General features: G+C 47.9%; 11 protein-coding genes. 2 read left to right on the top strand and 9 right to left on the bottom strand.

Annotated elements, in window-relative coordinates:
• Positions 1-136 precede the first annotated feature (136 nt).
• Together KF839_RS01065 and KF839_RS01060 are read right to left on the bottom strand one after the other, a co-directional pair.
• Positions 137-1,876: an LTA synthase family protein gene (locus tag KF839_RS01065; protein WP_292915958.1), complete on the bottom strand. Its 1,740-nt coding sequence runs from the start codon at positions 1,874-1,876 to the stop codon at positions 137-139.
• 143 nt (positions 1,877-2,019) lie between these two features.
• A complete protein-coding gene (locus KF839_RS01060) occupies positions 2,020-2,274 on the bottom strand; it encodes a hypothetical protein (protein ID WP_292915957.1) in 255 nt (84 codons plus the stop codon).
• Between the two features lie 75 nt (positions 2,275-2,349).
• On the opposite strand from KF839_RS01060, the gene KF839_RS01055 reads away from it, so the two are divergent.
• A complete protein-coding gene (locus KF839_RS01055; RefSeq protein ID WP_292915956.1) occupies positions 2,350-2,856 on the top strand; it encodes a BrnT family toxin in 507 nt (168 codons plus the stop codon).
• A gap of 101 nt (positions 2,857-2,957) precedes the next feature.
• Here the strand turns inward: KF839_RS01055 and KF839_RS01050 are convergent, their stop codons facing one another.
• From KF839_RS01050 to KF839_RS01020, 7 genes are all read right to left on the bottom strand, one after another.
• Positions 2,958-3,164: a hypothetical protein gene (locus KF839_RS01050; RefSeq protein ID WP_292915955.1), complete on the bottom strand. Its 207-nt coding sequence runs from the start codon at positions 3,162-3,164 to the stop codon at positions 2,958-2,960.
• Positions 3,161-3,388 (bottom strand): addiction module protein, encoded by a 228-nt coding sequence (locus tag KF839_RS01045; protein WP_292915954.1) that lies wholly within the window; start codon positions 3,386-3,388, stop codon positions 3,161-3,163. Before KF839_RS01045 ends, KF839_RS01050 begins: the two co-directional genes overlap by 4 nt.
• Positions 3,389-3,535: 147 nt before the next feature.
• Positions 3,536-4,261: a hypothetical protein gene (locus KF839_RS01040; protein ID WP_292915953.1), complete on the bottom strand. Its 726-nt coding sequence runs from the start codon at positions 4,259-4,261 to the stop codon at positions 3,536-3,538.
• Between the two features lie 128 nt (positions 4,262-4,389).
• On the bottom strand, positions 4,390-5,658 hold the full coding sequence (locus tag KF839_RS01035) for a hypothetical protein (protein WP_292915952.1): 1,269 nt from the start codon (positions 5,656-5,658) through the stop codon (positions 4,390-4,392).
• A 297-nt stretch (positions 5,659-5,955) separates the two neighbouring features.
• Entirely contained in the window at positions 5,956-7,464 is a 1,509-nt protein-coding gene (lysS, locus tag KF839_RS01030; protein WP_292915951.1) for a lysine--tRNA ligase, read from the bottom strand.
• A gap of 175 nt (positions 7,465-7,639) precedes the next feature.
• Positions 7,640-8,407: a hypothetical protein gene (locus KF839_RS01025; RefSeq protein WP_292915950.1), complete on the bottom strand. Its 768-nt coding sequence runs from the start codon at positions 8,405-8,407 to the stop codon at positions 7,640-7,642.
• Positions 8,391-10,076, bottom strand: a complete 1,686-nt coding sequence (locus KF839_RS01020) for a hypothetical protein (RefSeq protein ID WP_292915949.1) — start codon at positions 10,074-10,076, stop codon at positions 8,391-8,393. Before KF839_RS01020 ends, KF839_RS01025 begins: the two co-directional genes overlap by 17 nt.
• A gap of 528 nt (positions 10,077-10,604) precedes the next feature.
• On the opposite strand from KF839_RS01020, the gene gdhA reads away from it, so the two are divergent.
• Complete coding sequence (gene gdhA / locus KF839_RS01015; protein WP_292915948.1) at positions 10,605-11,948, top strand: NADP-specific glutamate dehydrogenase; 1,344 nt, start codon at positions 10,605-10,607, stop codon at positions 11,946-11,948.
• Positions 11,949-12,005 lie beyond the last annotated feature (57 nt).

Here is a 12,005-nt window from a genome sequence, read left to right as displayed (position 1 = left end):
GCAGCAACTAAAAGGAAGGGTTCCGTCACGCCAGAATGGCGGCGATGACAAAAAATGAACCTATCTTCGACATCCGAATATCCCGTCTGACCGATATTCAGGGAGAAAGCAAACAAACCTTGTGACATTGCCGGTATCAATGCGATGAATCTTTGCCTAATCTCAATCGATGTATGCTTCCTAACAAGTCATGAGGTGGTTTGGCACCGACATAATGACTGCGATCGCCGTCTAAGCGAATGATATAGTCTTCGTCACCACAATGGATGAAAACATCGTCCAAAGCGTAACTGCGACGCGTAAAAATACAAGCGGGTTGGTGTTTGGTTTTCGGTAAAAATATTCCCTGATTCGCGTTTACGCAATGCCGGTCTTGACTCAACCAATGATGGAGCGAAGGTAATAAATCGATTTGAGAGAAGGGATCGACTACTTCCTCATTATTCAAACCATAGCCGATAATGCTGAATGGAATGCGAGCATATGCGCGATCACCGAAGCGCACCATCTCATCCTGACTAGCCGGTACCATGGCGCGGTGATCGCTTACGATCATTAAGTAACCATTATCAAAAAAGCCGATTGATTTTAAATTTTCAACGAAAACCCCTAATGCACGGTCCGCATAACGAAAAACCAATTCTTCGGATTGCGCGGCGCTCTCAGGATCGATAAAAGGGTGATGTGTTGAAACGGTTTCCAATGTCAGGAACACTGGCTTTTTGCGATGATGCGTTTGGAGCTCGATTAGCGCTCGGTCATATAGCGCTTGATCTGGCGCGGCATCGAAGTGAAACCGTTTCATGCCGTCGTAGTAAGCTGCATCATGACCTTCAATTAAATTAAATCCAATTTTTTTAAGCCAATCCCCTTTCCCCAGAAAACCAAGATTCCCAGTCGTAAGAAAAGCGGTGTAGTAATCCAAGTCATTCAGTAGATGAGGCACCGTATGTTTAGAACTTTGGAATTGCTCGAATAACGGAGTCGATGCGTTACCCGTTCCCCTGGCGATAGCCGGTTCACCCGTGAGCAATGCAACCAGGCCCTGTTCCGTGTTGATGGCGTTGGCGTAGAAGTTGCTGAACCATCGTCCATTTTGACTGACACTGTCGAACTGCGGCGTCCAATCGCGAAGTCCTGAAAAAAGCTTGCTGTGATACATAGAAAGCGACTCGACAATCAGCAATATCAAATCAGGACGAGCCCCTACTCCCTCGTAGCACCGGCTTTCTTCCTCAGGCTCGGCTAAAATTTTGTTGGCGAAATCATCTGAATAAGGACGATGTCTTGTTTGCGATGAAAAAAATGCTTCAATCGAGTTTTGCAGATAAGGTCCATGAAATTCAGTGGGTTTCAAATATTCCGTCCCGAACAAGCCGAAGGCAACAAACGCCAAGAACACAGGCGATCGGGTCGTTGCATTATCTAAAATCAAGTAACGGCCCAAAACCCACAAGATTATGGAAATAACCATTGCAGCGATCAGTGCTGACCAGAAACTTACGATAAGCTGTCTGGAGAAATCCATGATTGCGCTGAATTCAGAAACAAATTTCAAGAATTCATGCCAGGTAAAACGAACCAGGAATTGCTGCAATACTATTAGGTCGATTGCCATGATTAGCAGTATGGCAATGACGCTCAAGCGCAAACTGAAACGCAACCAATACCAGCGGGAAAACCCTGCCACGAAATGCAAAATTCCCAGTAAAAAAAGGAATTGCAATTCAAAGAATATCGCTTTTCTTACCAAGCACCAATCACAACCAAGAATAGCCCGAGAATTGATTTCCAGTAGATAAAACTTATAAGCGATAAGCCCGATACAAAAAAACAAGAGCGGCAATCGTGCATTAAAAAGAAGCTTCTTGCTCAATGTAATAAAAGGTATCGAAGTCAATGAATGGTATTCTCGCTATTTTTTAGAAACAAGAACCTACAATGCGGCTGCACCGATATAACGATAATAATTCAGCTTATTGGTTTTTTCAAAACCTATCCTGCAATTACTCGATATAGTCACGATCTGCGGACTCTCGAGCATGATCCAATCAACTTGGGGGTTGAACGCGCCAAAATATTGGCAAAAGCCCTCAAATGCCACCCTGCGGTACTGGTTTTTCCCGGATGGGATAATGAAGACGCTGCATAACACCCCTGCGCAGCGGGTGATGTCGGGCTTTCTTCGGCAGCCCAACCCTGTGCTAATAACAAACCCAGGCGGTTTGCCACAAATTGCTGAAAAATATTCTGGGAAGCGCTATTCAGATACATTTTGTGATAACTTAGCCGTAATGTGGAAGCTATTTTCTAACGTGTCGCATTAATAGCAAGGATACATCGGTATTTATGCATTTTGAGTGGAATGCGAAGAAAGCTGTACTTAATCATCGTAAACATGGCGTCACTTTTGAAGAAGCATCCAGTGCATTGCGTGATGCATTTTCTGCAACTACCCGCGATCCCGATCATTCGGAAGATGAAGAAAGATATGTAACGTTTGGCATTTCTTCTCAAGGTCGTTTACTGGCGGTGGCACGTATACTGAAAGCGGCAATTCGATCCGGATCATATCAGCGCGATTGGCTACAAATTCTGAGAGGAAAATTTATGAAGAAGGTTAAACCTGAAATGACAGACGAGCTTCGGCCAGAGTACCAACGATCTGATTTCGATAAAATTATACGTGGCAAATACGCAAGCCGTATCAAAGCAGAAACCAATGTAGTGATTCTGGAGCCTGATATTGCGAAAGCTTTCCCCAACGATGAAGCGGTTAACAAGGCTCTGAGGCATTTGCTGGAAGAAGCGAAAACTTTATCCAAATTGACCCGGCAATCTGAAAAATCGGAGTAATAGCATGATTTATTCTGCAATTCGATTGAACCAGTAACCGGGTTTTCTGCTTTGATGCATCACGACAACCACATAGATTTTTTCTTTTGATTGCCTGTAAATTACAGCAAATGGGAAGCAGGTAAGGTTATAACGCCGGAACCCTTTCCGAATTGAGGCCACACACCAGAAAGTTCGGCGATGGCTGCATAAGCGCTTTCAAGCTCATTGATGAAACCACCGCCTAACCCTTTTGCCTGCGATTCATACCAGACGACCGATTCACGTATATCGCGCGCGACTTCAGGATGAAAGTAAACGTTTGTCACAGCTCACGGTTCAATTTCAGCTTTATTTCTTCCCAGCTAACCGGTTGCACTGTACCGGACTCAAGTTGCGCGAACCGGCGTTCTGCGATTTGAACCCACGCCTCATCAACATGTGCTTCGTTGGTGTCATCCAAACTTGAAATCAGGCAATGCGCGAGCGTCGCTTTTTCATGAGGCGACAATATCTTGATATTTTCCAGAATCCATTTCATCTTATCGGACATGATATCTCTCCGAAACCTTGATTAACAGGCAGTTTATCATTGAATGACGGGATGGGTTCCGGTATTGAAGTTTGATTTATCCTGGATGACGCAAGCTTATCCAAGCTACTTGCTGTTTATAGTTATATGAAGAAAGTTTTTTTTATTTTATTCACTACATTCTTCTTCCTCTAATAACGGAACAATATTCTCTACGGGAGAAGAATCGTTGCCAGCAACACGAATTATAATTGATGCTGATTGTGAATTTTGCGCAGGACGATAGATGCAATACCACATACTACCCCCTTTGGATACAGAAGTTGCGACACTCTCGAAAAATTTAACATCATCGCTCCCTTCCAGAACACAGTCATTCTCAAAAGATTCAATTGTTTGATGTCTATGGGTGAATGAGCCGCACGCGGACTCGAGTGTGACTTTTTGGTTAATTTTCCAATCACCAGGCACTGGATCACCGCACGTTGATCCACTAATATCATAGGTATAGGTATCTCGACAATTTTCATTTGTGTACTTAAGTTTAAGCAAGGCATTATTAAAAGTATGTTTTTTGTTCGATTGCCAATCCCGTAGCGCGAAGGTATGTTCACCCAAGCTGTAGTGAAATGTCTTGAGAATATCGGTAATTGCATCAGCACATCCCAGGCCCACAGCACCGACACAAATCAAACTATCAAGAAAGGTTTTTCCGACTGATGCGCCATCCGTTGGTTCGAGCGTGGAGGTTAAAATGACACCGAATTCCTTTTTCACAGGTTTAGCATCGTCGGAGTAGTCGCGTTTCTGTCGCCGGCCTTGGACAGGAATGCGTATCTCACCGTTGACATCTGTGTCTTGGTATGGTTTGAATGTGGCAGGACCGAAAAGCACAATCGAATCACCTGGAGCGAGTCCTCTCGTAAAACCAGTCCCCCCGCTGACGTCTATTCGCAAACCGACCGGATTGTGGTCCCTCAGTTGGCATGAACATTAATTGTTTCCCGATGCGGTACCAAGTGCTAAAAAGACAGTTGAAGCGCTCCCCAACTGTGCATCGGTCTCGGGGTTTGAATCGCCGCGCGCGGAATCTGGCATTTCATCTCAAACTTGGCTGCTAGGATTTTAGCCTCCGCGTCGCCTTCGCTTTTTCTCTTATGCCGTACAAGCGGTTCACCGCCCTCCATAGTTACAGTTGCGTGCAACATGGCGAGTTCGAATAGATAGTTTAGAGCAGAAAAGGTACTGCTCATTAGACCTCCGAAGTAGTTAAGAAACTCCGTGGCATGAGTGAGCTTAGATGCATCAATCATTATCGCTTCACCGGATTGTATAATCTCTTTACTAACCCAATCGGTTAAACCTTTCCACGCGGCACTTTCTCCGCCAATAGCGGACATGTCAACTCCACCGAGGGCTTTGGAAAGCACCCAAATACCCCAGCCATTCATCGCATCGTCTGCACAGTTAGGCGGCGGTGTGGTAGTTTTTTCTGGGATGCTAGGCATTCCCTTGGTTTCGTTAGTGCCAACGATTGGTTTTATGAGGTCGTCCGCATAACTGGTCTGGATCAGCAGCGGATTGAAAGAAATCACGCGGGCACGCGAAACCTTGCCGCGATCTGCTACTGGCTGGTTTGCCTTGATCCGCAGAGCTTCCACAAGAGCGAGCCGCAGCATACGGCCGACAAAGACCTCAAGCGTTGCCATATCGATACGCACTTGTTCCGGAGTAGTTGAAGATAGAATAAGAGGCGGGCCTCCGAGCCGAGCGTTACTGTGAGCGATAAGGTGAGCAAAGAATTGTACTTGTGGATCGGGACTTGACAAACCCTCACGGACTGCAGCTAATAGTCTAGCTGCCTTGCCGGAGTCCGCTGCAGGGATTGAAGTGAGTCCCAAGTCCAACAATCGCGCCGCGTCGGCAAACGAAATGGAAAATTGCGGGTTAGTAACCGCGATACCCGATACGTGCATCCACGGCAGCCCCAGATAATCCGATCCAGTCCCAGCAACAATTTGTCCTTTGGAGTCTACTACAGGCACGCCACTAGCTCCGAGAGCTCCAACGAGAGCTGGCATTCGCACTAATGGTTTCTCTGCGGCAAAAGCTGCAGCGGCAGCAGAAGCCTGTTCAATCGGTGTTCCCGGCCACACTGCCGGAGCGATCATCGAAGGAGTCGGTACTGAGGTGGGTCTGCTTATCGGAAGTGTACGGGAAACCTGGTTATCCGATGTCACCCTGGAGTTACACCCGGATAATAGCAATGCGATTACAATGAGAATTAACATATTTGCACTACTTCGAAATACAGTACAGTGCAAAGAAAGAATTGCTCTAACCATTAATACTCACCTCTTAAATATTTATTGGCAGTAAACAGTCATTAGATAGCAAACCCTGAAGAACTACGCCAATCCCAGCTGGGATCAGCGCATATAAGGGATTGGTTCTTGAAATCACTCATCTAAAAAGAGAAGCGATCTTTCACTTTACGCATTAGATGGATTAACTCAGTATCATCCGTACATGATTCGCATAGTATCACCACATGGTGTATTGCACTGTGCTTAATGTCACATTACGTTTTAATCCTCCCGCCGTAACTGCGGAAACAAAATCACATCGCGGATGCTGGGGCTGTCGGTCAGTAGCATGACCAGCCGGTCGATACCGATACCTTCCCCGGCTGTCGGCGGCAGGCCGTATTCCAAAGCACGGATATAATCGGCATCGAAGTGCATGGCTTCGTTATCGCCGGCATCCTTGGCTTTGGCTTGTTCCAGAAAGCGTGCTGCTTGATCTTCCGGGTCGTTTAATTCCGAGAAGCCATTCGCGATTTCACGTCCGGCAATGTAGAGCTCGAAGCGGTCGGTAATTTCGGCGTTGCTGTCGTTGCACCGCGCCAGGGGTGAGACTTCCGCCGGATAATCGACGATGAATGTCGGCTCGAACAGCAAATGCTCGGTGGTTTCGTCGAACAATGAGAGTTGCAAGCCACCAATACCGTCGTGCGGGCTGTAATGAATGCCGAGCGCTTGCAGCTTGTTAATCAGGAAATCACGGTCATTCAATTGCGCATCGGTATATTGCGGATGGAATTGTTTGATTGCTGCGGTAATGGTCAACCGGGCGAACGGTTTCGCCAAATCCATGGTTTTACCCTGATACGTGACTTCGGTGGTACCCAATACTTTTTGCGCGATTTCCGCCAGCATTCTCTCGGTGAAGTCCATCAGATAGGTAAAATCCTGGTAAGCCTCATAAAATTCCACCATGGTGAATTCGGGATTATGCCGGGTGGAAATGCCTTCATTGCGGAAGTTACGGTTGATTTCAAACACTTTTTCCATGCCGCCGACTACCAGCCGTTTCAAATACAACTCGGGCGCGATGCGCAAATACAGCGCCATGTCCAGCGCATTGTGATGCGTGGAGAATGGCCTTGCCGTGGCGCCGCCGGGAATCGGGTGCATCATCGGGGTTTCGACTTCGAGGTAGCCGCGCGCTACGAAAAATTCGCGCATGGCTTGAATAATTTTCGAGCGCGCCGTGAACACCTTGCGCGCGTCTTCATTGGTGATCAAATCGAGGTAACGCTGGCGGTATTTTTGTTCCTGATCGGTTAAGCCATGAAATTTTTCCGGCAGCGGCCGCAGCGATTTGGTCAGTAACTGCAAATTCGTGACGCGAATCGATAGCTCATCGGTCTTGGTTTTGAATAACAAGCCTTGCGCCCATAGAATGTCACCCAGATCGTAATGTTTAAAGGCCGTGTGCGCCGCTTCGCCGGTCTGATCGTTTGAGATATACAGCTGAACTCGGCCGCTCATGTCCTGAATGGTGGCGAAACTGGCCTTGCCCATGACGCGCTTTAACATCATACGCCCGGCCACTTTGACGGTAACCGGCGATTCTTCCAGTTGTTCCTTGGTTAAGTCATCGTATTGCCGGTGCAGATCCGCTGCCAGATGCTCGCGCCGGAAAGTGTTGGGAAAGGCATTGCCGGTCTGGCGCAGCTCAGCCAGTTTGGCACGACGCTCGGCAATGATTTGATTTTCATCGAGCGGCGCAGCCGATTGGTTATCTTGAGTCATATTCCAATTATTCTGTGTAAGATTAGGCGTTCATCCAGCGGCTGCAACATTTTTTGCTGCTGTGCAACCGTGAAATAATCCGCGCAATTATACGCTGCAACCGCAGAAATTCAGAAACGATATCAATGATCGTTCGACATTCTTCCTCGGAACCTGCCGGATTCCGGGTGGTGCTTCAGGGTGGCGTGGATTCAACCGGTGCCGATGGCTTCTTGGTTACGCTTGGACTGAGTGATTTAATGTCAGTTTGACCGTCGATCTTCAACTGCTTTCTATCGATCTTGCCGTTTGACAGCGCTTCACCGCTATAGGTGTAATGTAATTCAGTGGTAAATCCTTGTACGGTCACACCAAAAACATCCGCCAGAAATTGAAGAAAATCCTCGGACAAAGCCGCCTTGCAGGCGTAGACGACTATCACCGCATCTTTGGCGAAGCGGGCTTGAACTTCTGACCAGGGAACAACCGTTCCGTCGTCCTTCAGTATTCCGTTGTCTTTAAAACCTTGCAAAACACCTTCTTCCAGATCTTCGTCGAAATAGACGCCGTCGTCTTCGATTCTTCCTTTCAGCCCGATGCTGTCGCTGGCCCCGTGAGTTACAAAGTTTAACCGGGTAATACTGCCTTTGGGTTGCATGTATACCAGATTGATAAAACTGGCCGAGTGATCAACGATGGTATAGTTCTTTCCCTTCGCACCGCTGTTCTTGATCGCCGCAGCAAAATCCTTAGTACTTGGAAACCATTTGTCACCAGTCAACGCGTCGATTTCGTCTTGTTCCGAAGACCAGGGGTTTGGAAAATCCCCCACCGCCCAGATTTCCCGGGTCTGCACTCGTTTTTTTGAGCCAAGCACCTCTTCCGCTTTATCCGTCACCCGGTCGCGGATGGCATCAAAGCGGATAGCCGTCTTGTTTAAAATGCGTTCAAGTGTCGTTGTCATCCCGACCGCCTTGCTCGCTCTCCTTCTCGGCTTCCGGTTCACAGCAGAAAACCTTGCGGAATCGTTCCGCTTGCTGTTCGTCGCCATTGGCCACGACATCACGCCCCAACGCAATCCTGGAAATTTCTTCCTGCTGCAACGAATTCTTAAGCGCCATCTCGCGGATTGTTTCGGTCTGCAGGCTCGCAGAATAAGTATCGAGCAGACCTGCTTCCGGATCGCCGCCGCGGCCCAGGAATCCATCGACTACGACACCGTCGGTGCGCATGGTGATGACGTTTTCCTTGAGCACCACCCCCGGCACCTCGATGAATTCGCGCCCTTCCAGCCGTGTTTTCAGCGATTTGTTGACCCGGAGGTAAGATACACTTTCGGGCAGGTTAATATTCAACCCGGCAATGACCGTTGCCGGAAACTCCAGGTTCACTTGCTCCAGGAATTGCTGCGGCGTATCGCGGTAGTCGAAGATAAAATACAGCTCACGGATAATACCGCTGAGTATGCTTGTTCGTGTCTCCGGGTCGTCGATAAAATACGCATCCAGGAATTTGTCGAGCTCGTGGATCGCATATTGTGGATAGGGTCCCGGTGATTCGTCGTATAACGCGATCTTCACATCCGTCAGATGCAATACCGAGATATATTCCTGCACCATCTGGCGGAAAACAAGATTCAATGTGCGGCTGACGTTGACATTCTCAATCTGCCGCTCAATGGTACTTTCCGAGCCCTTTTCCGAGGTTGTCGACACACTTTGTTCCTGACTGGTATTGATTTCCACATCCCGCTTTGACGAGGCCCGGGCGGAGTGCTTGAACAATGCATTCGATACTGTGTTGGCAAAAGATTCGCGCGCGCTCCTCGTACCCCATTCCCCGCTGACTTCTTCCGAAGATTCCGAACCGCCGCTACCGCCAGCTTCGACCAACCCCCAAAGCACTTTGGCATTACCGCTGCCTTCCTTCTTGCTGTAGTTTTTCTGAGAATTCAGGATATCCGCTTCGGTTTCGGTGTATTTATTCGACGATTCGCTCTGAATACTGTTTTCGAAGTCGACAGCTGCTTCTTCGGTTACGGAATCAAGCACCGACGAACCGAAATTAACCTTGGATTCATTCTGCTGAATCGTTTTCTGGTAAGTCTTGAGCGAAATCTTGGTCTTTTCACCGGGAAACAAGGAAAAAGTCTTAATGACCCGACCTGCACCGTAGTTACCCAGGAAAGTGGAAATCTGCAGCTTCTCGAAAAACAGAATTTTTGGAAACACCCGCGATGGCGGACGCGGTTTCGGTTGAATAATGTCGAAATCACCGGAGAAACCGAGCATACCTTCGCTGGGGGTGTAAATGAAACTTGAAGGATATTGCTCGTAAACTTCGGCAACCGCTTTGAAATTGTTCACTGTCGCCAAGCGATCGCTTTTGGACACTAACGTTAAGTTATCGATGCGCAAATCCGGTCCGACCGGCTTAGGCCGCTTGACCTTCTTTTTCTCAACGTTCTCTCGAAGCTCTTTCAGAGTGGCAGCGTTAAGAAAATTCTCATCAATATCGATGGAAATGACGCTGACACCGACATGATTGGTGGATTCCGGAATCGAGTAATTCAGCCGGGGTGCTTCGTCAGCATCCTCTCCCAGGCGAATAAAGGGGGCACCGTTCTCGCTCATTGCAACCTCCTGTCATTCAGTGTTATCAAAAAAGCCAGATCAAGAATCTGCGGCTAACTAATGATTATACCGACCAGCAATTGCACAACTTTCAGGGATGGGTTGTTAGTGTAGAGAAATATCGATTGAATGTAAATTTAGTTGTGGGCATTCCCAATCTTAGTTCGATCACACCATCAACACGCAACATAATCCATGAAAAATATTCTACGCAAGCAGTTAATCATATGTTATTAAAATTCTCACTGCTTTCCTAACAATAATTGTCTCTAGATCGAAAATACGTGTTTGAGAAATTGCGCTATTAAAAACGAGTATCCACTTATAACCTTGCATAATAATCGTCATATGATGTGCAATTCATCGAAATAGAGACGGGGAGATGGTGCTGCTGTCAGTTGAAGCAGCCACATGGTAGCCATTTCAATAAAAATCCCCTTTTCTGACAAAAATACAGTGCACCCGGTGAATTTATTTGGCAAAATTGCCCTATTTGCAGATAACCTTTCACTTACCGGGGGAATAAAAATGAAATATAAGAGTCTCGACGAATTCAGTGCCTACGTGGCTGAGCGCAATCCGAATCAGCCAGAGTACATGCAGGCGGTAACGGAGGTCATTGAAAGCTTGTGGCCATTTATCATGGCGCATCCGCGCTATGCCGAGCATGGTTTGCTGGATCGCTTGGTTGAACCGGAGCGGGTGATCATATTTCGCGTTTCCTGGGTGGACGATCATGGCGAGGTCAAAGTCAATCGTGGCTACCGCATTCAGCACAGTTCTGCGATCGGCCCCTATAAAGGCGGTATCCGCTTTCATCCATCGGTGAATTTGTCGATCCTTAAATTTCTGGCATTCGAACAGACTTTCAAAAATGCGCTGACGACGTTGCCAATGGGCGGCGGCAAGGGCGGCTCCGATTTCGATCCTAAAGGTAAAAGCCCCGGTGAAGTGATGCGTTTCTGTCAAGCATTTATCAGCGAGTTATTCCGCCATATCGGCTCCAATACCGACGTGCCCGCCGGTGATATTGGCGTGGGTGGACGTGAGGTCGGTTTTATGGCCGGAATGATGAAAAAATTATCGAATCGCGCAGATTGCGTGTTTACCGGTAAAGGTCTGAGTTTTGGTGGATCGTTGATCCGTCCGGAAGCCACCGGCTATGGCACCGTTTATTTTGCGCAGGAAGTGTTGCAACACGCCGGACGTTCGCTCGAAGGCATGCGTGTATCCGTGTCCGGCTCCGGCAATGTAGCGCAGTTCGCGGTGGAAAAAGCCATGTCGCAAGGCGCCAAAGTGGTGACGGTATCGGACTCCAGCGGCACGATCGTTGATGAAGCAGGTTTCACACCGGAAAAATTAGCGATACTGGCGGAAGTGAAAAATCATTTGTACGCGCGGCTGGATGAATACGCAAAACGTGTCAATGTGACCTACCTGCCGGGCAAAACACCATGGCATGTTCCAGTACAAGTCGCGTTGCCTTGCGCAACGCAAAATGAATTGAACGGTGACGATGCCAGAACGCTGATCAAAAACGGTGTGATTTGCGTCGCCGAAGGCGCGAATATGCCGTCGACCGCGGAAGCTGTCGAATGCTTTATTCATAACAAAGTACTCTACGCACCGGGTAAAGCCAGCAATGCCGGCGGAGTCGCTACTTCCGGCTTGGAAATGAGCCAGAATGCCATGCGTCTTTCCTGGACGCGCGAGGAAGTGGATGCGCGATTGAAGGAAATCATGCAAGCCATCCATCAATCTTGCTTAAAATACGGCACCACGGACGATGGCAGCGTCAATTATGTCGACGGCGCAAACGTTGCCGGTTTTGTCAAAGTTGCGGATGCAATGCTCGGACAAGGCGTCATTTAAGGAATCCTGAAACCAGGATGCTCAGTCATACTCCATTGAGATCAGACGCAGAATGTT

This window comes from Nitrosomonas sp., assembly GCF_019635155.1.
Classification (GTDB): Bacteria; Pseudomonadota; Gammaproteobacteria; order Burkholderiales; family Nitrosomonadaceae; genus Nitrosomonas.
Note: the sequence above shows the minus strand (reverse complement) of the source record. Positions and strands in the feature narration are given on the sequence as shown.

What these genes read in the sequence shown, in the direction of transcription:
- KF839_RS01060 (WP_292915957.1), bottom strand. Translation starts at nt 2,274, where the DNA reads ATGTATCTGAATAGCGCTTCCCAGAATATTTTTCAGCAATTTGTGGCA.
- KF839_RS01055 (WP_292915956.1), top strand. Translation starts at nt 2,350, where the DNA reads ATGCATTTTGAGTGGAATGCGAAGAAAGCTGTACTTAATCATCGTAAA.
- KF839_RS01045 (WP_292915954.1), bottom strand. Translation starts at nt 3,388, where the DNA reads ATGTCCGATAAGATGAAATGGATTCTGGAAAATATCAAGATATTGTCG.
- KF839_RS01035 (WP_292915952.1), bottom strand. Translation starts at nt 5,658, where the DNA reads ATGTTAATTCTCATTGTAATCGCATTGCTATTATCCGGGTGTAACTCC.
- lysS (WP_292915951.1), bottom strand. Translation starts at nt 7,464, where the DNA reads ATGACTCAAGATAACCAATCGGCTGCGCCGCTCGATGAAAATCAAATC.
- KF839_RS01025 (WP_292915950.1), bottom strand. Translation starts at nt 8,407, where the DNA reads ATGACAACGACACTTGAACGCATTTTAAACAAGACGGCTATCCGCTTT.
- KF839_RS01020 (WP_292915949.1), bottom strand. Translation starts at nt 10,076, where the DNA reads ATGAGCGAGAACGGTGCCCCCTTTATTCGCCTGGGAGAGGATGCTGAC.
- gdhA (WP_292915948.1), top strand. Translation starts at nt 10,605, where the DNA reads ATGAAATATAAGAGTCTCGACGAATTCAGTGCCTACGTGGCTGAGCGC.